This window comes from Alishewanella aestuarii B11 (assembly GCF_000280055.1).
GTDB lineage: Bacteria > Pseudomonadota > Gammaproteobacteria > Enterobacterales > Alteromonadaceae > Alishewanella > Alishewanella aestuarii.
Genome location: NZ_ALAB01000001.1, coordinates 1 through 23,036, shown reverse-complemented (window position 1 = coordinate 23,036; position 23,036 = coordinate 1). Strand labels below are relative to the sequence as shown.

Genomic DNA, 23,036 nt, shown 5'->3' with positions numbered 1-23,036 from the left:
GTGTTATCAGCTGATCACGGGACGCCTTTGTCCTGAAACTGTTTTTTGTCCGGAGGTGCTTAACACCTCCGCCGCATTTAACTAGGCAACTTTGATGCCAGCCTGAAATTTTCGCTTAATCGTCTAATTTGTCTTGGTTTTTAATAATATGCCTTTGCCGTGGCGGCAGTGCTAAGGGCCATAGTTGTGCATAGTAGCGCATTTTTTGCACTGATTTGGGGCGCTTGCCGGTATTGGTGTTGTTATTAGCTGGCGCTTATGCAGGCTGAAACGCAAGGCTGGCAGTAGCTGACACAGGCAAAAAGCGGGTATGGAACAGGCATTGCTAGAACTTAGCACTGACCATTCTATTGTGTAATGTATGAACCCTTCGACCGCACAGTTTTTGCTGGCTGCAAAACAGGCAGAAATAAAAGCCCTGTTACAGCTTTCGGCTAACTGTCAGCTGGTAACCAGCATTAGCGAACTGGTGCATCAGCTGCAGCGCGAGCGGGGCATCAGCAATATTTTTCTCGCTTCAGGCTGTGAGCTGTTTGCCCGCCAACGCCAGCAGCAATTGCAGCACAGCACCAGCGCAGAGCTGCAATTACGCACAGCACTTGAGCAGCAGTATTTACACGCACCGCAGCCGTGTAACAGCAGCCGTTTACTCAGCGGTATTGCACTGGCATTGCAGGGCATGGATCATCTGGCGGAACTGCGCGAACAAATACACCAGCAAAAAATAACCCCCTTACAAGCCACCGAAGCCTATAGCCGCTTGATTGCCGCCTGGCTGGCGGTGGTGTTGGAGTCGGCTGATCTGGCCTGTGACGCCAGCATTACCCGCGTACTGGTTGCCTTGTTTAACCTACTGCAAACCAAAGAATATGCCGGCCAGGAAAGGGCATGGGGTGCTATGGGGTTTGCCTCCGGTAAGGTAAGTACAGAGCTGGCTGAGCGTTTATTATTACTGCAACAGGCCCAGCAACACAGCGCTGCTGTTTTTCTGGAATTTGCCAGCAGCGCACAACAGCAGCAGTGGCAACAGCTGGAGCAAAGCGCCGCAGCTAAACAGCTGCAACAACTGAGAACTATGCTGCAGCAGCTACCGGGCACGACAATGCTGGTGCCGGCAGTCAGTGATCTTTGGTATCAGTTTGCTACCGATCGTATGGACGCGATGCACCAGTTAATGGCATTGCTGACAGCTGATTTGCAGCAACTCACCGCTGCTACTGTAACTGCCGCTCAACAGCAGTTGCAGCAGCACCGGCATAAGCTAACCGAGCTGACTGCCTTGCCAGCCGGTTCAGGTTTAACTTTATTAATCGATCCCAGCATGCCGGGTTTATATGGCGCCTCGGTTGTACCGCAAACGACCAACGAGCACGGCATCACGGCACCCGGCCGCTCGTTTTATCAGCTGTTGTCGGAGCAGGCGCAGCATATCCGCCAGATCCAGGCGGAGTTATGTGACGCCCGCCGCGCTATTACCGAGCAAAAACGGATCGACCGCGCCAAGCTGCTGCTGATGCAGTATAAAAAACTCAGCGAAGAACAAGCCTATCGCCAGTTACAGCAAAGTGCAATGCAGCAGCAATGCCGTATTGCGGATGTAGCGGAAGCCGTGGTGAAAGCTTTGCTGCAGGGGGACTAGATTAGCAAAAGAACGTGTTAATAAATCCGCTCCGGTTTAAACCGAAGCGGCTATTGTCATGGCGTTTTACAGGCAGTCCGGAGTTTGTTAGGCACTCACTTTCTTTACCAGATACCGATACGGCAGTTCAGTGGTATCGCTGCCCACTAACTCATGATCCATAAAACGGCAAAAGGCAGGAATATCACGGGTGGTGGCCGGATCGTCGGCAATAATTAATAAGGTTTCACCCAACTGCATTTTACGGATTTGCAGCCGTATCATCATTACCGGCTCGGGGCAGCGCATACCTAAGGCATCAAGGGTGTGATTTGCGCTGCTAAATAACTGTCTCATCTCTGCTCCGCAAAAATGGGGTCAGAGTACTCTGACCCCATATATTTAGTAAATAAGGGCCGTAAAAACGGCCCCTATTTTACGCGATTCGCAGCTTTGCTGCCAGCTTATGGCCGTTCAAACACCGTAGCGATACCCTGGCCCAAGCCGATACACATGGTCGCCAGGCCAAACTTACCGCCCTTAGCTTCCATCACATTAATCAGTGTGGTGCTGATGCGTGAGCCGGAGCAGCCCAATGGGTGGCCTAAAGCAATGGCGCCACCGTTCAGGTTCACTTTCTGCTCAGCCACTTCCAACAGACCCAGGTCTTTCATCACCGGCAAGGCTTGTGCTGCGAAGGCTTCGTTCAGCTCGGCATAATCGATATCGGCAATGCTGATACCGGCGGCTTTTAATGCTTTCTTCGAGGCTGGCACCGGGCCATAACCCATAATAGACGGATCACAACCAGCCACACCCATACCACGGACATAAGCGCGGACCGGCAAACCGAGCGCCTTCGCTTTGTCTTCGCTCATCACCAGCATACCTGAGGCGCCATCGGATAAGGCGGATGAGGTGCCGGCAGTCACAGTACCGTTAGCCGGGTCAAATACCGGCCGCAGCTGGCTTAGCGCTTCAACCGTGGTTTCCGGGCGGATCACTTCGTCGTAATCGAACAGGCGCAGTACGCCATCGGCGTCATGGCCTTCAGTCGGAATAATTTCATTTTTAAAGCGGCCCTGCAGGGTCGCTTCGTGCGCCAGACGATGCGAACGGGCACCAAATTCATCCTGCTGCTGCCGGCTTATACCATGCAGCTTACCCAGTAATTCGGCAGTCAGGCCCATCATACCGGCGGCTTTGGCCACTGAGGTGGCTAAGCCCGGGTGGAAGTCGACGCCATGGCTCATTGGCACATGACCCATATGCTCAACACCACCAATCAGATAGACCTCACCCATACCGGTTTGGATGGCGCGCACGGCATCATGCAATGCTTGCATTGAAGAGCCGCAGAGGCGGTTTACCGTAACACCCGGTACTGAGTGCGGGATACCCGCCAGTAAAGAAGCATTGCGGGCGATATTAAAGCCTTGTTCCAGCGTTTGCTGCACACAGCCCCAGATCACATCATCAATATCTGCCGGGTTTAAAGCCGGGTTGCGCTCCAGCAGGCTGGCCATCACATGGGCTGACAGCTGTTCAGCGCGAACATTGCGGTACATGCCACCCTTAGAGCGGCCCATCGGGGTACGGATACAATCTACAATAACGGCGTTTTTCATATTCTGCTGCTCCTGCGCTTAAACCGGGAAGAAACGCTGGCCATTAGCGGCCATGGCGCGGGTTTGTTCGGTTACCTGGTAAATCTCGCCCAGGTGGGAGTACTTGTCGGCCAGTGCGACAAAGTTAGCCAGACCCAGGGTATCGACATAACGCAGTGGACCACCACGGAACGGAGGGAAGCCCAGGCCATAAACCAGACCCATATCCGCTTCAGCTGCACTGGCAACGATACCTTCTTCCAGACAACGGATCGTTTCGTTAATCATGGGTACCATCAGACGGGCAATAATCTCTTCGGCACTGAAGTCTTGTTTTGTGGCTGCAATGCCAGACAGTAAGCTTAGGCTGGCAGCATCAATATCTTTTTTCGGTTTGCCTTTGGCATCTTTGCTGTAAGCATAGAAACCGAAGCCATTTTTCTGACCGTAACGGTTAGCCTGATACATGGCAGCAACAGGGTCATTGTCCAGTTTGGCCATCCGGGTTGGGAAACCCGCTGCCATCACGTCAGTACAGTGGTAGGCGGTATCTAAACCGACGACGTCGAGCAGATACGCCGGGCCCATCGGCCAGCCAAATTGCTTTTCCATCACCTTATCAACCTGAGCGAAGTCGGCGCCGTCTAACACCAGTTTGCTAAAACCGGCGAAGTAGGGGAACAGTACCCGGTTGACAAAGAAGCCCGGACAGTCGTTAACGACGATCGGTGACTTGCCCATTTTCGCCGCGTAAGCAACTACCGCAGCTACGGTTTCTTCACTGGTGTCTTTACCGCGGATGACCTCAACCAGTGGCATCTTTGGTACCGGGTTAAAGAAATGCATCCCACAGAAATTCTGCGGCCGGCTCAGGTTTGCTGCCAACTGATTGATTGATATGGTTGAAGTATTCGAGGTCAGAATAGCATCATCGGCCAGCAAGGCTTCAACCTCTTTTAATACTGCGCCCTTGATTTTCGGGTTTTCGACTACGGCTTCCACCACGATATCCACGCCTTTCACTTGCTCGTTACTGAGTGTTGGCGTGATAGAGGAAATGACTTTCGCCATACCTACCGCATCCAGCTTGTTGCGCTCAACTTGTTTCGCCAGCAGCTTAGTGGCTTCACTCATACCCAGTTCCAGCGCTTTGTCGGCAATGTCTTTCATCACAACTGGCACGCCTTTTAATGCAGACTGATAGGCAATACCACCGCCCATAATGCCTGCCCCTAAAACGGCTGCTTTTTTCACCGACTTGGTGGCAACTTTGGCGGCTTTTTTGGCTTTTCCCTTAATCACCTGATCATTCAGGAACAGACCAATTTGCGCTGTTGCGGCATCGGTTTTTGCCAGTTTGGCAAAGCCGCTGTTTTCCAGTGCGACGGCGCCGTCACGGCCTAAAGTCGCAGCAGCTTCAATAGTCTGCACGGCTACCATAGGTGCCGGGTAGTGTTTGCCGGCGGTGGCGAATACCATACCTTTGGCGGTACTGAAGCTCATGGTGGCTTCGGTTTTATTCAGTTTCAGCGGTTGCAGTTTCACCGCACGTTTTTTCTGCCAGTTCAGCTTACCGGCGATGGCATCTTCCAGCATGCTCAGGGCTGCCGCTTCCAGTTTTTCCGGTGCCACCACCGCATCAATTAAGCCTTCTTTCTGTGCTTGCTCTGCGCTGCGCTCTTTGCCGGTGGTGATCCACTCCATCGCATTGTCGGCACCGATAATGCGTGGTAAACGCACAGTACCGCCAAAACCTGGCATTAAGCCCAGTTTTACTTCCGGTAAACCGATACGGGTTGTGGTATCTGCCACCCGATAATCACAGGCCAGGGTCCACTCACAACCACCGCCCAGTGCAAAACCTTTAATCGCAACCACCGAAGGCACAGGTAAATCTTCACAGTAATCAAATACATCAGAAGCGGTTTTAATCCAGGGAACCAGTTCGGCTTCCGGACGCTCGAATACAGGTAAGAACTCAGTGATATCGGCGCCGACAATAAAGTTGTCTTTGCCACTAACGAAGAGGACGCCCTTTAATGCCGGATCTGCGTGCAGCTTGGCCAGCGCTGCCTTACAATCAGCCAGCGTCTGTTGATCAAATTTGTTGACCGAACCTTGGGCGTTAAACGTAAACCTGGCAATACCAGGTTTCAGATACTCCACCTGGATGCTGTTACTTTGGTAAATCATAAATATGCTCCTTGGTCGCGTTTGCTATATAGGGTTATTCGCAACTGGTACGATGAGGTTATCCCATCCAGTGTGTCGTGCTTTAATGAAAATATCAATAGTTATTTAAACAGGTGTTTGAATTCCGGATAGGTGCAAAGTCTGAAGGACCCTACCTATTTTCTCATCCGATCGTTAGTTAGCATTTTGGAGCCTTGTTGTGAAACGCCTGCTTGTTTTATGTTGTACCCTGCTACCGGGCTGGTTATTGGCCAGCACCGCGGATCTTGCTGTGCTGCAACAGCAGCGCCAGCTGTTTTTACAGGCCGAGCGGCAGCTGGGATCGGCGCCGGCACCCCAGATTGAAAGCTGGCTGACCGAATTAAGCGATTATCCGTTACGTCCCTACCTGCAACAGCGCTGGTTGCAGCGACGCCTTAGTGCCCACGATGAGATAGCTGGTTTTTTGCAACAGCATCAGGGTTCGCCGCTGGATTGGCCGTTACGCCGACCCTGGTTGATGAGTTTAGCAAATAGCCAGCAGGCCGAGCGTTTTTTACAGCATTTTCCCGGCTCGAATGATGCAGAACTGAGCTGCATTGCCCTGTTACAACGCCTGAAAGCCGAGCCTGCCGCCAAGACCGCCATCTGGCAGGAAACGACGTCACTCTGGACTGTAGGTAAGTCACAACCTAAAGCCTGCGACCCTTTATTCAGCCAATGGCGTCAGGCCGGGCAATTAAAGCCGGAAATTGTGCTGCGCCGCATCCAGCTAGCCGCAGATGGTGGCGACGTTGGCCTGATCCGCTATCTGAAAACCCTGTTACCGGCCGACCGGCAATATCTGGCTGATCTGTGGCAGCAGGTACGCCAGGACCCGCAGGTGATCAGCCGGCCACGTTTTTTCCCCGGCCGTCACGTAGTGGAGCGCGATATTCTGACCTACGGTTTAAAACGTCTGGTATGGCGATCGCCTGATTTAGCATTACAAACCTGGCAGCGTTTTACCAGTGACCCTTATTTCACTGCAGCGCAGCGGTTGGACGTGCAGCGCCAGTTTGCGATTGCCCTGGCGCACCGCGGCGATAGTCGGGCAACGGACTGGATGCGCAAACTCGCACCGGAGCAATTGGATAGCACCCTGGCGCAGTGGCAGGTTGGGCATGCCCTGCGTGAGCTGGATTGGCCTCGGGTACAGCAGGTAATTGAGAATTTTCCAGCGGAGCTGGCCGCGGATATTAACTGGCGTTACTGGCGGGCCCGGGCGCTGGAAGAGCAGGGTAAGCAGGCTGAAGCCGACAGTATCTTCCGTGATCTAGCGCAACGGCGGCATTTTTATGGTTTTATGGCCGCAGCCAAGCTGGGGTTGCCGCCCAGTCTGGCGCATAACCCGGTACCTGTGAGTACAGAAGACTTAACTTTGATCCAACAGCATCCGGCGGTACAACGGGCCAAGGAATGGCTGGCGCTGGGCCGTTTAACCGAAGCGCGGCGGGAGTGGAATTTTCTGCAGCGCTCTGCCAATGGTCAGCAGAAACTGGCGGCGGCCAAGTTAGCCAATGACATAGAGTGGCATGAAAGGGCTATTTTTACACTGGCCGATGCCGGTTACTGGGATGATGTGGAGCTGCGGTTCCCTCTGGCCTTTAAAGAAGAAATTCAACGCTTTGCCAAAAGTGCGCAGGTGGACTCCGGCTGGGCTATGGCCATTGCCCGCCGCGAGAGTTCCTTTATGCCGGATGCGAACTCACCGGTTGGTGCCCGTGGTCTTATGCAAATTATGCCGGATACCGCCAATTATATTGCCAAAAAGAAAGTACAGGTGAGCCAGCTGTATAACCCGGTCACCAATATTGATTTTGGTACTGACTATCTGAACTACCTGATGCGCCGTAACGACGGCAACCTGATTATGGCCACGGCAGCTTATAATGCCGGCTACAGCCGGGTCAGACAGTGGATCCCGCGTGACCGGGCCGTGCCGGTCGATGTCTGGGTAGAAACCATTCCGTTTCGCGAAACCCGCGAGTATGTGAAGGCGGTAATGGCGTATTATCAGATCTATAATATTCGTTTAAATGAACCGAACGATGTGTTCCTGCCGTTAGTCGCCATGCAGATTGGGAGCACAGCTAAATGATGCTATTATCGGTTTTCCCTTTACAGCAATGCATAAGGTATTTATGAACCCGAATTATCCTCAACTGTATCAGGCGCATGTGCAGGAACTGCAGCAACGGACCCGAAATGTGCTGGCGCGCGAAAATCTGGATGCGCTGGTTATTCATTCTGGCCAGGCCAAGCGTAAGTTTCTGGACGATATGGACTATCCGTTTCAGGTCAATCCGCATTTTAAAGCCTGGTTGCCGGTGGTTGATAATCCGCATTGCTGGTTGTTAGTTGATGGTGTCAATAAACCCAAGTTGATTTTCTACCGGCCAAAAGATTTCTGGCATAAGGTACCGCTGGTGCCAACCGATTTCTGGGCGGAGCATTTTGACATTCAACTGCTGGAAAAAGCCAATATGGTCGAGAATCTGCTTCCATATGACAAAGCCAGATTGGCCTATGTTGGTGAGTATCTGGAAGTGGCCAGAGCACTCGGTTTTACTGAAATTAACCCGGAGCCGGTGCTTAACTATCTGCATTACCACCGTGCTTATAAAACGGAGTACGAGCTGGCGTGTATGCGTGAAGCTAACCGGCTGGCGGTAACCGGCCATCGTGCTGCGGCAGCTGCGTTTTATGCCGGCGGCAGTGAGTTTGAGATTCAGCTGGCTTATCTGGCGGCCGTTGGGCAGGGCGAAAACGAAGTGCCGTACGGCAATATTATTGCGCTTAACGAGCATGCTGCTATTTTGCACTACACGGTGTTAGAGCGGTTAAAACCTGAGCAGCCTAAATCCTTTTTAATCGACGCTGGCGCCTCCTGCCATGGCTATGCCGCCGACATTACCCGTACTTATAGTTTTAATCCGAAAGATGAATTTGCTGAGCTGATTAAGGCAGTAAACCGGGTGCATTTGCAGGTAGTCGATGCGATTAAGCCGGGTATTAAATATACTGAACTACAGCTGTTGACCCATCGTTTGTTGGCGCAGGTGCTGGTCGACTTTGACTTTGTGCGCGGTAGCGCAGACAGCGTTGTCGAAACCGGCGTGAGCCGTACTTTCTTCCCGCATGGTGTTGGCCATCATCTGGGCTTGCAAGTGCATGATGTGGGTGGTTTTATGGCTGATGAGCGCGGTACTCATGTTGCAGCGCCGGCAGAGCATCCGTTTTTACGCTGTACCCGACTGATTGAGCCGGGAATGGTATTTACCATTGAGCCAGGGCTGTATTTTATCGAGTCTTTATTAGCTGATTTGCAGGCAATGCCAGCAGCCAAGCAGCTAAACTGGCAAAAGATTGATCAGTTCCGTAGTTATGGCGGTATCCGGATTGAGGACAATATCATTGTCCATCGCGAACGTAATGAAAATATGACTCGCGAGCTGCAACTACCATAAGCAGCGGCAAGGGCGCATTAAGGACGCTATGCAATATCGTTCGATAATCCGGATCCTGGGGATGCTGATTGCCATCTTCAGCATCACTATGGTGCCGCCGGCCTTGGTGGCATATTGGTACCAGGATGGTGCCGGTGTGCCTTTTATCCTGTCGTTTCTGTTATGTTTGTTAAGTGGTTTCCTGATTTGGTACCCCAACCGCCAGTATCGGGCTGAATTAAAAGTCCGTGATGGCTTTTTAATTGTGGTGTTGTTCTGGATTGTATTGGGGGCTGTCGGGGCTATTCCGCTGGTGTTGGCAGAAAGGCCCAATATGAATTTGGCCTCAGCGATGTTTGAGGCGTTTTCCGGCCTGACCACAACCGGCGCTACCGTACTCACCGGCATTGAGTTACTCCCTAAAGCAATTTTGTATTACCGGCAGCAGCTGCAATGGCTGGGCGGTATGGGTATTATCGTCTTAGCTGTAGCTATTCTGCCGCTATTGGGTGTTGGTGGTATGCAACTATACCGGGCGGAAACACCGGGGCCGGTGAAAGATAACAAGATGACACCACGGATTGCCGATACCGCCAAACATCTGTGGTATATCTATCTGGCGCTAACGCTGGCCTGTGCACTGGCGTTTTATCTGGCCGGAATGTCATGGTTTGATGCGATTTGTCACGCGTTTTCGACGGTGGCTATTGGCGGCTTTTCAACCTACGACGCCAGCATCGGTCATTTTGATAGTGGCTTGATTAATACCATCTGCATTGTGTTTCTGCTGATCAGTGCGGTGAACTTTCCGCTGCATTTTGCTGCTATCCGCGGTAAGAGTGTGGCAACCTACTTTCGTGATCCGGAGTTTAAAACCTTTCTTGGCATTCAGGCGGCGCTGATTTTGATCTGCTTTTTGGTACTGTTGCATACCAGCGTGTATCCGGATGGTTTGACAGCACTAAATCATGCGGCCTTTCAGGCAGTTTCCACTTCTACGACTGCCGGCTTTTCAACACAAAGCTTTGCTGCCTGGCCACTATTTCTACCAATATTATTGATCTTCTCCAGCTTTATTGGTGGTTGTGCCGGCTCTACCGGGGGCGGCATGAAGGTGGTACGGGTATTGTTGCTATTTAAGCAAGGGGTGCGAGAACTTAACCGCTTGATTCATCCACGGGCGATGTATGCCATTAAACTCGGCCGGCGGCCGGTTGAAGATCGCATTGTGCAGGCGGTTTGGGGCTTTTTTGCCGCCTATGCGCTGGTGTTTGTAGTGATTATGCTGGCGCTGATTTTTACCGGCCTGGATAATATTACTGCTTTTTCAGCAACCGCGGCTTGCCTGAATAACCTCGGGCCGGGCCTGGGCGAAGTGGCCGCCCATTTTGGCAATATTCCGGATGCCAGCAAGTGGATCCTGATTATTGCCATGGTGTTTGGCCGACTGGAGATCTTTACTTTACTGGTGCTCTTTACGCCGGCATTCTGGCGTAACTGATCTTGACCGGGTTCAGATAAAAATAGCGCTGACCTGAAACAGCTTTTCTACTTCAACGATGTACTTTTTATCGGCCATAAAGAGTATGACGTGGTCGTCCGTTTCTATTCGGGTATGATTATGGGCGATCAGGACTTCTTCACCTCGTGCTATCGCGCCAATCGTCGTACCGGGTGGCAATTTTATTTCAGCTATTGTTTTACCAACTACTTTGCTGGTATTGCTGTCTCCGTGGGCGATAGCCTCGATCGCTTCGGCAACTCCACGCCGCAGTGAGTATACATTGACGATATCGCCACGACGGATATGAGTCAGCAGAGATGAGATGGTGATTTGCTGGGGAGCAATTACGATATCAACTTCTCCGCCCTGCAATAAATCAACGTAGGCGCCGCGCTTAATTAATACCACGGTTTTGCGCGCTCCCATCCGTTTTGCCAGCATTGCTGACATAATGTTCGCCTCGTCACTGTTGGTCACCGCAATAAACACATCCATCTGCGCAATATTCTCTTCGGTCAGTAATTCTGGATCTGAGCTGTCGCCGTTATAAACTACCGTTGAATCCAGCTCACTGGCCAGCCAGGCTGCGCGGACCGGATCGCGCTCAATCAGTTTTACCGAATAGGTTTTTTCCAGAGCTTGTGCCAGGCCAAAACCAATATTACCTCCACCTGCAATCATAATTTTGCGGTAATTGCGCTCCAGCTTTTGCAATTCACTCATCACTGCCCGGATATGTTTACTGGCGGCGATAAAAAACACTTCATCATCGGCCTCAATGATGGTGGTGCCGAGTGGTTTAATCGCCTGCCCACGCCTGTAGATCGCAGCAACCCGCGTTTCGGCATGGGGAATATGTTCTTTCAGAGTGGATAGCGCATGACCAACCAGCAGCCCGCCATAATAGGCTTTAACGGCGACCAGGCTGATTTTGCCACTGGCAAATTTAACTACTTGTAAGGCGCCTGGGTATTCCAGCAAGCGATTGATATAGTTGGTAACCAGCGCTTCAGGTGCGATAAAGTGATCAACGGGCATATCGTCCTTATGGAACAGCTGCTCGCGATACTTCAGGTACTGATTACTGCGGATCCGGGCGATTTTTAGTGGTGTGTTAAAAATACTGTATGCCACCTGACAGGCCACAATATTTACTTCGTCGCTGCTGGTCACAGCGACTACCATATCGGCATCTTCGGCTCCGGCCTGTTTTAACACATCCGGATGAGAACCATGGCCGTGAATAATGCGTAAATCAAAGCGATCCTGTAAGGCGCGTAACTTATCCAGATTGGTGTCGACAATGGTAATGTCGTTCTGTTCACCGACCAGATTTTCAGCCAGTGTCGCGCCGACTTGTCCGGCTCCCAGGATAATGATCTTCATAGTGGCACTCTGTCAGGGGATTTTTTGCAGCAAGGCATAGAAGAACCCATCCATATCCTGCTCTCCGGGTAAAATTTGCCAGCTTGTAACACCCAGCTCCGGTAATAACACCTGCTGCGCATCAGCTTGTTGCGCCAAAAATTGCGTTAGTTGCGCACTATTCTCTGCTGGCAACACACTGCAGGTTGCATAGAGCAGGGTACCGCCCGGTTTCAGTAACTGCCAGGCGCATTGCAGGATCTGCTGCTGTAACACCGTTAGCGGCGCGATATCGGCTTTTTTTCGTAACCAACGAATATCCGGATGGCGACGGATCACCCCGGTTGCGGAGCAGGGCACATCCAATAAAATCCGATCGAATAATTCGCCTTGCCACCAACTGGCGGTATCCAGCACATCAGCGGCAACAACGCGCGCACTCAGCTTTAAGCGCGCCAAGTTTTCAGTAACCCGTTGTAAACGGGTTGCGTCACGATCTAACGCGGTTAACTGAAGTGCCGGCGCCAGCTCCAGTAAATGGCAGGTTTTGCCCCCGGGGGCACTGCAAGCATCCAATACCCGCTCGCTCGCTTGCGGTGCCAGGAAGAAGGCGGCATGTTGCGCTGCGGCATCCTGCACTGAAAACCAACCCTCAGCATAACCAGGCAAGGTAGTGATATCGCAGGCTTGTTCCAGCTTAATGGCAACCGGCAAATAAGCAAAAGGCTGGCTGGCGGCAATACCTGCCTCATCTAAGGCTTTCAGATACGCATCGGGACTGATTTGCTGCTGGTTAACTCTAAGCCACAGTGGCGCCTTTTGCTGGTTTGCCGTTAACACCGCCTGCCACTGCTGTGGGTAGGCTTGTTGCAGCTCGCTGATCAGCCAGCCCGGATGGTTAAACTGCACCGCGCTGCTGGCCTGGCTAAAATCAAACAGCGCCGGCTTGCGCTGCACATTACGCAGCACGGCATTAATCAGCTTGGTCAGGTTCTGACCCTTTAATAATCTGGCCGCCTCTACAGTTTCGCTGATGGCGGCATGGTCCGGGATGCGTAAAAATTTGAGCTGATAGATGCCGACATAGATCAGAAACTGTAGCGGCCTTAACTGTTTAATCAGTGGCTTATCCATCAGTTGTTGACAGACGGTTTCAAGTTGAGGTAGCTGGCGCATCACGCCAAAACAAATTTCCTGCAGCAGGGCTTTGTCCGGCGCAAACGGCAGTTTTTGCTGGCCTTTCGGCAGGGCATCGGATAACGACTTGCCCTGATCAATCACCTGATAACAGATCTCTGCTGCCAGGGCGCGTAACTGAGCACTCATAATTGCTGGCCCACGGTCAGCCACTCGGCCCGGCCATTCAGAAAATCAGCCGAACTCATCGGTTTTTTACCCGGTGGCTGTAACTGGGTGATTTGTAGCACCTGTTGCTGACAGCCAATATAGATGCCGGTTTTATCGGCTCTTAAAATGTTACCAACTGGTCCTGACAGGCTGCTGGCTACCTGAGCCTGCCAGACCTTTACCGTGCCTTGTGGCAGCTCCAGGTAACTGACGGGCCAGGGATTAAAGGCGCGTATTTCACGCTCCAATGCGGCGGCGTCTTTGTTAAAGTCGAGCCGGGCTTCGTCTTTGCTGAGCTTTTCGGCATAGCTCGCCAGTTGCTCATTTTGTGCCTCGGCCTGCTGTTGCAGTGCCGGTAAATCCGCCACGGCGGCTAACAGCGCTTGCGGCCCCAGCTGCGCCAACTTTTGATACAGGCTGGCGCTGGTGTCGGTGGCTAGAATCGGACAACTGACTTTGCTGAGCATAGCGCCGGTATCCAGACCTTCATCCATCTGCATAATGGTGATACCGGTTTCACTGTCGCCAGCCCAGAGTGCGCGCTGAATTGGCGCTGCGCCCCGCCAGCGCGGTAATAACGAGCCGTGCACATTAATACAGCCCAGCCTTGGCATATCTAACACCGCTTTAGGCAGGATCAGGCCGTAGGCAACGACAACCATCAAATCAGCGTCTAATGCTGCCAGCTGTTGTTGCGCTGCGGCTTTTTTCAGCGATTTAGGTTGATAAACCGGAATATCATGTTGTAAGGCAAGTTGTTTGACCGGGCTTGGCTGCAGCTTTTGGCCACGTCCCGCCGGGCGATCAGGTTGGGTATAAACCGCCACCACCTGGTGTGGGCCAGTTAATAAAGCCTGTAAATGACAGGCAGCAAAATCCGGCGTACCGGCAAAGATAATACGTAAAGGCGTGGTCACATTAAATCCTGTTTACAGCGCGTGGCGCTCAGCCAGTTTGGCTTCTTTTTCCAGTTTCTTCCGGATCCGATCGCGTTTTAGCGGTGACAGATAATCGATAAACAGCTTACCAATTAAATGATCCAGTTCATGCTGCAAGCAGATCGCCAATAAGCCGTCGGCTTGTAACTCAAACCAGTTACCATCGATATCCTGCGCCTTTACCGTGACATTTTTCGCCCGCGATACCGAAGCATAGTTCTGCGGTACTGATAAACAGCCCTCTTCGTAGCTGGTCTCGCCATCATGGGCGATGATTTCCGGGTTGATAAAGACCTGCGGTTGATTGCGCTCTTCCGACAAATCGATCACCACCACCCGCAGGTGGACGTTAACCTGAGTTGCGGCCAGACCAATGCCATTTTCGTCATACATGGTCTCCAGCATGTCTTTGACCAGCTGACGAATTTCGGCGTTAACTTCCGCCACTGGCTTAGCAATGGTGCGTAAACGCTCATCGGGAAAATGTAATACTTTTAAAACTGCCATAACACCTACAAAATATGCTTTAATTAGTTCGCTGTGGTATGTTTTAATTTTAGCCATTATTGCGCTTTAATAACAGCTTAGCGTGTAATTAATAAAAATGAGTATAGGGTTAAGGATGCGGGCATGCTGAAAAAAATAACACTGACACTGGCGGCCTTGTTATGCTGGTTTTCTGCGGCGGTAACAGCGGATGTATTGCAAGTGCGCCCAGATGCGCCTGCAACCTATGTGGTAAAACCGGGAGATACCCTTTGGGATATCTCGGGTTTATATCTGAATCAACCCTGGCGTTGGCCAGAACTCTGGCAAATGAATCCGCAGGTGGATAATCCACACCTGATCTATCCCGGCGATGTGTTGTCTCTCACCTTTGACAGTGAAGGGCGCCCGCGTTTGGGACTCAGCAACAAAAGAGCTATGCGGTTGACTCCTCAGGGGCGGACAATTCACAAAAACCCTGATGCTATTGCTACCTTACCTTTGGGTATTATCCGGCCATTTCTCAGTTACGATCAGGCGATGTCACAACAGCAAATCGATGCCTTGCCTTATATTCTTGGCAGCAACTCGGCAGCTAAGAGTGCCAATGAGACCAATACACTTTATGTTAAAGGTGAACTGGTAGAGGGTGCGGCCTACGCAGTTTACCGGCCGGGCCGTGCTTATGTCGACCCGGATAGTGGCGAAGTACTGGGCTATGAGACACGTTTAATTGCGACTACCCGTGCTTTCCGACCAGGTCAGGCGGGCAGCGAGGGCTCAAGTTTTGAACCGGCTGCCATGCGGGTGTTGTCGGTGACCCGCGAAATCCGGCAGGGTGATAAGGTGATCCCGGCTTATGATCAGCAGGCCTTACCGGCTCAGTTTGTGATGACGAAACCCGAGCAGGCGGTCAGCGGTAAGATTATTGCCAGCTCGTCAGATCTGCGGGAGTTTGCGCGCATGGATGTGGTGGTATTAAATCTGGGCCAGAGCGCGCTACGTGCCGGCCATATGCTGGGTATTTACCGGCAATCGCCGACTGTGGTTGACGGTAGTGGTAAGCCGGTATATCTGGAAGATGCTTCCAGACTACAAAAAGTGATGCGCGACTTTGGCGGTGAAGTGCTAGAGATGCCAAAAGAAAAAGTGGGCGAGCTGATGGTATTTAAAACATCAGATAACGTCAGTTTCGCTGTGGTGACGCAAACCGATAAACCGATCCGGGTTGGAGACATTATTACCAACCTGTAAACGGTAGTTCAGGGATGATGCGACAAAATGGAACTGCTACAACACTGGCTGGCCGCAGCCGTTGTACATGGCTTAGATGGCCATCGCATCCGACAGCTGTGCCAACATCTGGAACTGGCAGCCTTAGTCAGGCTGCCGGCCAGCACCCTGCAACAACTGGGCTTAACAGCGAAACAAGCCCAGCTGCTTTGTTATCAAAGCCAACCCTGGGTCGAACAAGCGCTGCAGTGGCAAGCTGAAAGCCCACAGCATCACTTACTTTGCTTCGATGATCCCCGTTATCCTCTGCTGTTAAAAGAAACGCCGCATCCACCGGCTGTGCTCTTTGTGAAAGGCGATGCTGAGCTGTTACAACAGGCACAAATTGCGATGGTCGGTAGTCGCTCACCGACACCGGGTGGCCGGCAAATTGCCCGCCAGTTTGCGGCTGAACTCAGTACGCAGGGGATGGTGATTACCAGCGGCATGGCACAGGGAATTGATAGTGAGAGTCATCTGGGGGCACTGGAGGCGGGTGGCAAGACCATAGCGGTACTGGGTCATGGCCTGCGACAAATCTATCCGGTAGGCAATCGGGCGCTGGCCGGCAGAATAGTGCAGCACGGAGCCTTAGTCAGTGAGTATTTTCCGGATGTACGCGCCCGGGCAGAGTTTTTTCCGCAGCGTAACCGCATTGTCGTCGGGCTAAGTACTGGTACCCTGGTGGTGGAGGCGGCACTGCGCAGCGGTTCCTTAATCAGTGCCCATCTGGCGGTGCAGTACAACCGCGAAGTCTTTGCCGTGCCGGGCGCTTTGTTTAATACTCAGGCTGCTGGTTGCCATTATCTGATCCAACAGGGTGCTAAACTTGTCACCTCCGTGGCCGATATCCTGGAAGAGCGGGCGCTGTTTGCCGATAACGGTTTAGCCAAAACGGAAAAAAATCCTGAAATCAGCTTGTCTGAACAGCAGTTGTTAGCTAACGTAGGAGATGAGCCTATTGCCACTGATCAGTTGGCAGAACGCTCCGGCATGTCAGTAACAGACGTATCCATTGCCTTGCTGCAACTAGAACTTGCAGGCAGGGTAGCAGTAGTCCCCGGTGGTTACATAAGAGTGAGGAGTGCCTGAAGATGTTTGATATCCTCGTTTATCTGTTCGAAAATTACATCCATAACGAAGCCGATGTTTATGTGAACCATGCGGATCTGACTAAAGAGCTCAGTAAAGCCGGTTTTCACGATGATGATATTTTCCGTGCTCTGAAGTGGCTAGACCGCCTGTCAGCGTTGCAGGAAAATCATATCAAGCCTTATCTGACCAAGGCGGTCAGTACTGCCACCCGGATTTATACGGCAGAAGAATATCGGAAAATCGATACTGCCGGTCAGGGTTTCCTGATGTTTCTGGAGCAAATCAATGTGCTGGATGCGACCACCCGGGAAATGGTGATCGATCGGGTCATGGATTTGGATGCTGCCAGTATCAGTCTGGAAGATTTAAAGTGGGTGGTGCTGATGGTGCTGTTCAATGTACCAGGTAAAGAAACTGCCTACGCCCAGATGGAAGATTTAATCTTTGACGAAGTGGACGGCCCGCTGCATTAAGCTAAGGCACCACTGTAAGCTTATCTAGAGATCATATAGACGGATGTCTGATCATAACCCGCTGTTTCAGTTACCACAGCACCCCGAACCCTGCCCGCAATGCGGGCAGCCTTTAGTTATTCGCTCCGGTAAAAGTGGCCCCTTTCTGGGCTGTAGCAGTTATCCGGTCTGCGACTATCTGAAGCCACTACATCCGCATGATAATACGGTGGTCAAGATCCTAGAGGATGAACCCTGCCCGGAATGTGCCGCACCGCTGGCGGTGAAGCATGGCCGTTATGGCATGTTTATCGGGTGCACCCGTTACCCGGATTGCCATTTTGTGGTACACGAAGAAGCGTCAGCCAGTAGCAGCATTGCCTGTCCGCAGTGCCAGCAAGGTCAGTTAACAGAGCGGCTGAGCAAGTTTGGTAAGACCTTCTGGGGCTGTAACCGTTATCCGGATTGCCGCTTTCTGGTCAATGATGCGCCGCAGCTTGGAACTTGTCAGTTCTGTCAGTTTCCACTGTTACTGCAAAAGAAAAGCGGCCTGTATTGTGCCGCTAAAGCTTGTCAGAAAAAGCAGCCGGCAAAGGCTGGCTAGAGCACCAGATGGTGCCCTCAGTTATAGCTGCTGTAACATCTGTTCCAGTTCGGGGAAGGTGGCGGCGGGTAACAGGTCAATCAGCTGGGCAAAGCGAGCCTTTAACTCTGCGGTGCTGTTGGCAGATAAATTTATATGTCCCATTTTACGCCCGGCGCGCTTGGTTTTACCGTACCAGTGTAAGCCCAGCGCCGGTAGTTCGAGGATACTGTCCGGGACCTGGTCTTCGCCAAGGATATTAACCATCAGCGTAGGCCGGATCAAAGCCGTACTGCCCAATGGCAAACCACACACGGCCCGTAAATGATTCGCGAACTGGCAACAGTCAGCGCCTTGCTGTGTCCAGTGGCCGGAGTTATGCACCCGCGGTGCCAGCTCATTGACCAGCAGCTTACCCTGTACATCGAAGAACTCGATAGCCAACACCCCAACATAGTCCAGCTGCTCGGCGACGGCGGTAAACATTTGTTCCGCTTGCTGTTGTAGTGCGGTGTCTACCGGGCGAGCCAGCGACACACTGAGTACGCCATTAACATGGTGGTTCTCTGTCAACGGATAAACCTTGATCTCTCCATGGCGGTTACGGGCACCGACCAGTGAGACTTCACGGTCAAAACGAATAAACTGCTCGGCAACTATAGCCTGCTGGGGATCCGCTGCTAAGAAAGCCGCCAATTCTTGCCATAATGCCGGCGCGGCTGCCGCGTCTTTTAACCGCCACTGTCCCTTGCCATCGTAGCCAGCCAGCGCACTTTTAAACACCAGTGGCAAACCCAATTGCGCGATAGCGGCGTTAAAGTCCGTTTCGTTATTGATCACAGTAAAGGCACTGGTTGCGACACCCGCGGTTTGTAACAGGCTTTTTTCCAGCCGGCGATCACCGCCAACCTGAATGGCCTGCGCACCGGGTAAAAACTTACCGCTTTGCTGGCATTGTGCTAACACCGGCAGTGGAATATGCTCAAATTCAGCCGTTACGATATCGGCATCGGCCAGCGCTTGCGCCAAACCGTTACCCAGTAATTGCTGGGTTAATGGATGCACGATATTATCGCTGTTCACATCATAAGCACTGATGCTGATATTCAGCGGCGCACCGGCCAGCGCCATCATCCGGGCCAGCTGCCCGGCGCCTAAAACTAATACTTTCATAGTGCAACCTGTGCTGGATCCGGTTGGCTTAATACGCTTTCGGTTTGGGCGGCGCGGAAGGCATCAATTTGCTGCATTAAGGCCGCGTCTGAGGTGGCAAGAATTTGCGCCGCTAGCAAGCCTGCATTGGCAGCACCAGCTTCGCCGATGGCCAGGGTGCCGACTGCAACACCTTTGGGCATCTGGACTATTGATAGCAGCGAATCAATGCCTTTTAAGGCTTTCGATTGTACCGGCACACCCAGTACCGGCAGGCTGGTAAAAGCAGCGGCCATACCCGGCAGGTGTGCCGCGCCGCCGGCACCGGCAATAATCACTTTTAAACCACGGCTGGCGGCTGAGCTGGCATACTCGGCCAGCAGTTGTGGTGTACGGTGTGCGGAAACCACCCGGGTTTCATAGGCAATACCAAACCGGTCCAGCATATCTGCTGCGAGTTTCATGGTAGGCCAATCAGACGTTGAACCCATGATAATACCAACCTGCATAGTGGTTTCCTTCTCTGTACGTAATGAACATCGGGCCGTAAAGCGGTATTATACCCGTCATCGGCAACTGAAGAAAATTTTTAGTACAGCAGCGCTGCCAGACAGCCCGCTGACTCAGACAGGCAGGAGTATTGATGCAACCCTATCAAACCCAGTTAGCGCAGGTGCAGGCATTCTTAATGGCGCTGCAGGATCAGATTTGCCAACAATTACAGCAGGCTGACGGTGGCGCGGCCTTTGTAGAAGATGCCTGGCAGCGGGCAGAGGGGGGCGGTGGTCGCAGCCGGGTCCTCACCGGAGGCAAGGTCTTTGAGCAGGCAGGGGTGAATTACTCGCACGTCTTTGGTGCGCAAATGCCCGCCTCGGCCACAGCGCACCGACCGGAGCTGACCGGGCGTAATTTCAATGCCTGCGGCGTATCCTTGGTGATCCACCCGCATAACCCTTATCTGCCAACCACGCATGCCAATGTCAGGTTTTTTATTGCCGAAAAGGAAGGCGCAGAGCCAGTGTGGTGGTTCGGCGGGGGCTTTGACCTGACACCGTATTATCCATTTGAAGAAGATGTGATCCATTGGCATCAAACGGCGAAACAGGCCGTGGATCCCTTTGGCGCTAATTACTACCCAGACTATAAGAAATGGTGTGATGACTATTTCTATCTCAAACACCGTGGCGAAACCCGTGGTGTCGGCGGTTTATTTTTCGATGATCTTAATGCACCGGGTTTTGAGCAAAGCTTTGCCTTAATGCGAGCGGTCGGCGAGGCGTTCTGCCAGGCTTACTTACCTATAGTGGCTAAGCGCAAAGACATCCCCTATGGCGAGCGCGAGCGGCAGTTCCAGCTATACCGGCGTGGCCGTTACGTCGAATTTAATCTGGTATATGACCGTGGCACCCTGTTTGGCTTACAAAGTGGTGGCCGTACCGAGTCGATTTTAATGTCGATGCCGCCACTGGTGCGTTGGCAATATGGTTATCAGCCGGAGCCGGGAAGCCCCGAAGCCTTACTCTACGAACGCTATTTAAAACCGCAGGATTGGTTGCAAATTCTGACTAACTAACAGTTGATCATATGACTCGCCAGTTGCCCAATCGACTGGCGAATACCATCACGCAGCATTTTGTTTTCTACCACCTCATCTAACGCCTGCTCCATACAGAACATCCACTGATCTCTGAGTTGCTGATTTACAGTAAAGGGTAGGTGGCGGGCACGCAGCCGCGGATGGCCATATTTCTGCTCGAACAGGGCCGGGCCGCCAAGCCAGCCGGATAAGAATTCAAAAAACTTTTGCCGGATACCATCCAGCGGCAGTGGGTGGATGGCGTACAACTCTTTGGCTTCCGGTGCGGTTGCCATAATATCGTAAAAGCGATTTGCCAGCGCCCGCACTGCCGTTTCCCCTCCCATTAGCTGGTAAGGGGTTTGCCCGAATGTCGGATGTGCCGTATTATCCTGATTGCTGGTTTTTTTACTGAACATTTGGACTAACTTTTTAAAAGGCATAAATAAAGTGGACCGTTACGCTGTGTTTGGAAATCCGATAGGGCATTCAAAATCACCCTTTATCCACCGCCTGTTCGCACAGCAAACGGCAGAGTCGATGCAATACGAGGCCATTCTAGCACCAGTCGACGGCTTTGCCGAACACTGGCATGCTTTTGTGGCAGCTGGCGGAAAGGGCGGCAATATCACTGTACCTTTTAAAGAACAAGCATTTCATCTGGCTGAACAGTTAACCGCAAGAGCCAGCGCAGCTGGCGCCGTCAATACCCTATACTTTGACTCAAGTGGCCAACTATGGGGCGACAATACCGATGGTATTGGTCTGGTGACGGATCTGCAGCGGCTTGGCATAACACTAAAAGCAAAGCGGGTGCTGTTACTGGGCGCCGGTGGGGCCAGTCGCGGTGTGATAGGTCCGCTATTGGCGGCTGGTGTCAGTGAGGTGATCCTCGCCAACCGTACAGTCGAAAAAGCGCAGGCTATCGCAGCGAGTTTCCCGGGAAAGGTCATAGCTTGTGCCTTAACGGCGATCCCAGACCTTGCGTATCAACTAATCATTAATGCCACCTCATCTGGGTTAACCGGTGCACGTCCTGAGTTAGCTGCGCAGCATCTGGCCGGCTGTGAGTTGGCTTATGATATGTTGTATGGTAAGACGCCGACCCCGTTCTTAGTTTGGTGTCAGCAGCAGGGCGTACCAAAGATTGCTGATGGCCTGGGTATGTTGGTCGGGCAAGCAGCGGAAGCGTTTCGGATCTGGCGTGGCAAGCTACCGGAGGTGGCGCCGGTACTGCAGGCGTTAAGCGCGGAACTCGGGCGATGAATCAACAGTTAATTTTCAACAATGACTTTTCGATTGCCGGCAACGCAGCGGCTATTAGCTTTAGTTGCCTGGTGGCGGGACTAAAAGTCCGCTGCTTTATTCCGATACCTTCGACACTGAGCGCCGCGGATTTTTTGCAGCAAGTGCAGGCCGATAGCTTTTATTGGGAAGATTTAGCAGAGGCCGCGATTGCTGCAGATACATATAATAGTGCCGGTGAGATCTGGCTAACCGGCAACGATTAATCTCGGTATGAGCTAGCCAGTCAGGTACTCGTTTTTCAGTTGCACATAATTGCTGGCAGATTCTTTTAAAAAGGCTTTCTCATTATCATTAAGCGGACGTGCCTGTTTCGCAGGGCTGCCAACATACAGATAACCACTTTGTAGTCTTTTACCTGGTGGTACTAAACTACCGGCACCGATAATGACATCATCTTCGACAATAACGTCATCCATCACGATAGCACCCATACCAATCAAAATGCGGTTACCCAGGGTACAGCCATGCAGCATCACCTTATGGCCTACAGTAACATCTTCACCAATAATAAGCGGCGAACCTTCCGGCTTGCCGTTGCTCGGCCTGGATAAATGTAATACTGAACCGTCCTGCACATTAGTGCGGGCGCCAATCCGGATATAGTTAACATCCCCCCGCGCAACAACTAATGGCCAGATACTGACATCTTTAGCCAACACGATATCGCCAACCAGTACGCTTGACTCATCCACATAAACGCCTTCTGCCAGGGTCGGCAATACACCTTTATAAGCTCTTATTGTCATCATTTCCTCCAGTGCTGCGTTATTATGCAGTAAATGTTCTAAAAAAGCGCTTTTCGCTGCATTTTTCTGCGAACGATCTAAAAACCCGAAGTTTTCTATAAACTCTGCTTGCAGCCTCGTTAAAACTCCCTATAATGCGCGCCATGCCACGGGTGCTGCGCTAAACGAGTTTAGCTGGCAAGCCGGGTGACAAAGCGAAGCGCTCAAAAATCTTGAAAAAGACGCTTGACAGTAACGTTTAAATCACTAAAATGGCCGCCTCGCTTCAGGGTGCTGATGAAAGCCCCGAAAAGCAGAGTGAAGCAGTAAGTGAAATAAAATTGAGTC

22 protein-coding genes and 1 pseudogene are annotated in these 23,036 nt (G+C 52.1%); 12 read left to right on the top strand and 11 right to left on the bottom strand.

Annotated elements, in window-relative coordinates; all coding sequences use genetic code 11:
* Positions 1-361 precede the first annotated feature (361 nt).
* Positions 362-1,639: a nitrate regulatory protein gene (locus AEST_RS00110; protein ID WP_008606168.1), complete on the top strand. Its 1,278-nt coding sequence runs from the start codon at positions 362-364 to the stop codon at positions 1,637-1,639.
* Positions 1,640-1,726: 87 nt separating this feature from the next.
* Here the strand turns inward: AEST_RS00110 and tusA are convergent, their stop codons facing one another.
* The 3 genes from tusA to fadB form a co-directional block, all read right to left on the bottom strand.
* On the bottom strand, positions 1,727-1,975 hold the full coding sequence (tusA, locus tag AEST_RS00105) for a sulfurtransferase TusA (protein WP_008606167.1): 249 nt from the start codon (positions 1,973-1,975) through the stop codon (positions 1,727-1,729).
* A gap of 107 nt (positions 1,976-2,082) precedes the next feature.
* Complete coding sequence (gene fadA, locus AEST_RS00100; RefSeq protein WP_008606165.1) at positions 2,083-3,246, bottom strand: acetyl-CoA C-acyltransferase FadA; 1,164 nt, start codon at positions 3,244-3,246, stop codon at positions 2,083-2,085.
* A gap of 18 nt (positions 3,247-3,264) precedes the next feature.
* On the bottom strand, positions 3,265-5,418 hold the full coding sequence (fadB, locus tag AEST_RS00095) for a fatty acid oxidation complex subunit alpha FadB (protein ID WP_008606164.1): 2,154 nt from the start codon (positions 5,416-5,418) through the stop codon (positions 3,265-3,267).
* Positions 5,419-5,617: 199 nt separating this feature from the next.
* On the opposite strand from fadB, the gene AEST_RS00090 reads away from it, so the two are divergent.
* The 3 genes from AEST_RS00090 to AEST_RS00080 are packed head-to-tail and all read left to right on the top strand — an operon-like array spanning position 5,618 to position 10,386.
* Entirely contained in the window at positions 5,618-7,537 is a 1,920-nt protein-coding gene (locus tag AEST_RS00090) for a transglycosylase SLT domain-containing protein (protein WP_008606162.1), read from the top strand.
* 43 nt (positions 7,538-7,580) lie between these two features.
* Positions 7,581-8,906 carry a Xaa-Pro dipeptidase gene (gene pepQ, locus AEST_RS00085; protein WP_039924751.1) on the top strand — a complete coding sequence of 442 codons (1,326 nt, stop codon included), beginning with the start codon at positions 7,581-7,583 and terminating at the stop codon, positions 8,904-8,906.
* A 28-nt stretch (positions 8,907-8,934) separates the two neighbouring features.
* Positions 8,935-10,386, top strand: a complete 1,452-nt coding sequence (locus AEST_RS00080; protein ID WP_008606160.1) for a TrkH family potassium uptake protein — start codon at positions 8,935-8,937, stop codon at positions 10,384-10,386.
* Positions 10,387-10,398: 12 nt separating this feature from the next.
* On the opposite strand, the gene trkA is transcribed toward AEST_RS00080, so the two are convergent.
* Genes trkA through def form a run of 4 tightly spaced genes read right to left on the bottom strand, consistent with a single transcriptional unit; the run spans position 10,399 to position 14,546 of the window.
* Positions 10,399-11,775 (bottom strand): Trk system potassium transporter TrkA, encoded by a 1,377-nt coding sequence (gene trkA / locus AEST_RS00075; RefSeq protein ID WP_008606159.1) that lies wholly within the window; start codon positions 11,773-11,775, stop codon positions 10,399-10,401.
* 12 nt (positions 11,776-11,787) lie between these two features.
* The gene (gene rsmB, locus AEST_RS00070; protein WP_008606158.1) at positions 11,788-13,080 is read right to left on the bottom strand and encodes a 16S rRNA (cytosine(967)-C(5))-methyltransferase RsmB; all 1,293 of its coding nucleotides are present in this window, start codon (positions 13,078-13,080) and stop codon (positions 11,788-11,790) included.
* On the bottom strand, positions 13,077-14,018 hold the full coding sequence (gene fmt, locus AEST_RS00065; protein ID WP_008606157.1) for a methionyl-tRNA formyltransferase: 942 nt from the start codon (positions 14,016-14,018) through the stop codon (positions 13,077-13,079). Before fmt ends, rsmB begins: the two co-directional genes overlap by 4 nt.
* A gap of 12 nt (positions 14,019-14,030) precedes the next feature.
* Entirely contained in the window at positions 14,031-14,546 is a 516-nt protein-coding gene (def, locus tag AEST_RS00060; protein WP_008606155.1) for a peptide deformylase, read from the bottom strand.
* A gap of 123 nt (positions 14,547-14,669) precedes the next feature.
* On the opposite strand from def, the gene AEST_RS00055 reads away from it, so the two are divergent.
* The 5 genes and pseudogenes from AEST_RS00055 (at position 14,670) to AEST_RS17560 (ending at position 17,948) form a co-directional block, all read left to right on the top strand.
* Positions 14,670-15,779, top strand: a complete 1,110-nt coding sequence (locus AEST_RS00055; protein WP_008606154.1) for a LysM peptidoglycan-binding domain-containing protein — start codon at positions 14,670-14,672, stop codon at positions 15,777-15,779.
* Between the two features lie 27 nt (positions 15,780-15,806).
* Complete coding sequence (gene dprA / locus AEST_RS00050) at positions 15,807-16,889, top strand: DNA-processing protein DprA (RefSeq protein WP_008606153.1); 1,083 nt, start codon at positions 15,807-15,809, stop codon at positions 16,887-16,889.
* Between the two features lie 2 nt (positions 16,890-16,891).
* On the top strand, positions 16,892-17,365 hold the full coding sequence (locus AEST_RS00045) for a DUF494 family protein (protein ID WP_008606152.1): 474 nt from the start codon (positions 16,892-16,894) through the stop codon (positions 17,363-17,365).
* 43 nt (positions 17,366-17,408) lie between these two features.
* Positions 17,409-17,687: pseudogene (locus AEST_RS17565) on the top strand (DNA topoisomerase family protein); the annotation flags it as partial.
* A 75-nt stretch (positions 17,688-17,762) separates the two neighbouring features.
* A complete protein-coding gene (locus AEST_RS17560; RefSeq protein ID WP_420794936.1) occupies positions 17,763-17,948 on the top strand; it encodes a hypothetical protein in 186 nt (61 codons plus the stop codon).
* Positions 17,949-17,969: 21 nt separating this feature from the next.
* Here the strand turns inward: AEST_RS17560 and AEST_RS00035 are convergent, their stop codons facing one another.
* Both AEST_RS00035 and purE read right to left on the bottom strand, forming a co-directional pair.
* The gene (locus AEST_RS00035; RefSeq protein ID WP_008606150.1) at positions 17,970-19,100 is read right to left on the bottom strand and encodes a 5-(carboxyamino)imidazole ribonucleotide synthase; all 1,131 of its coding nucleotides are present in this window, start codon (positions 19,098-19,100) and stop codon (positions 17,970-17,972) included.
* Positions 19,097-19,588: a 5-(carboxyamino)imidazole ribonucleotide mutase gene (gene purE / locus AEST_RS00030; protein ID WP_008606148.1), complete on the bottom strand. Its 492-nt coding sequence runs from the start codon at positions 19,586-19,588 to the stop codon at positions 19,097-19,099. Before purE ends, AEST_RS00035 begins: the two co-directional genes overlap by 4 nt.
* Positions 19,589-19,722: 134 nt before the next feature.
* On the opposite strand from purE, the gene hemF reads away from it, so the two are divergent.
* Positions 19,723-20,652: an oxygen-dependent coproporphyrinogen oxidase gene (hemF, locus tag AEST_RS00025; RefSeq protein WP_008606147.1), complete on the top strand. Its 930-nt coding sequence runs from the start codon at positions 19,723-19,725 to the stop codon at positions 20,650-20,652.
* Here hemF and AEST_RS00020 read toward each other — a convergent pair.
* The gene (locus AEST_RS00020) at positions 20,649-21,074 is read right to left on the bottom strand and encodes a group II truncated hemoglobin (protein ID WP_008606146.1); all 426 of its coding nucleotides are present in this window, start codon (positions 21,072-21,074) and stop codon (positions 20,649-20,651) included. The two genes, hemF and AEST_RS00020, sit on opposite strands and share 4 nt — an antisense overlap.
* 31 nt (positions 21,075-21,105) lie before the next feature.
* On the opposite strand from AEST_RS00020, the gene aroE reads away from it, so the two are divergent.
* Both aroE and AEST_RS00010 read left to right on the top strand, forming a co-directional pair.
* The gene (aroE, locus tag AEST_RS00015) at positions 21,106-21,921 is read left to right on the top strand and encodes a shikimate dehydrogenase (protein ID WP_083840354.1); all 816 of its coding nucleotides are present in this window, start codon (positions 21,106-21,108) and stop codon (positions 21,919-21,921) included.
* A complete protein-coding gene (locus tag AEST_RS00010) occupies positions 21,918-22,166 on the top strand; it encodes a DUF1488 family protein (RefSeq protein WP_008606144.1) in 249 nt (82 codons plus the stop codon). Before aroE ends, AEST_RS00010 begins: the two co-directional genes overlap by 4 nt.
* 12 nt (positions 22,167-22,178) lie before the next feature.
* Here AEST_RS00010 and AEST_RS00005 read toward each other — a convergent pair whose 3' ends face one another.
* Positions 22,179-22,709: a gamma carbonic anhydrase family protein gene (locus tag AEST_RS00005; RefSeq protein WP_008606142.1), complete on the bottom strand. Its 531-nt coding sequence runs from the start codon at positions 22,707-22,709 to the stop codon at positions 22,179-22,181.
* Positions 22,710-23,036: the final 327 nt, after the last annotated feature.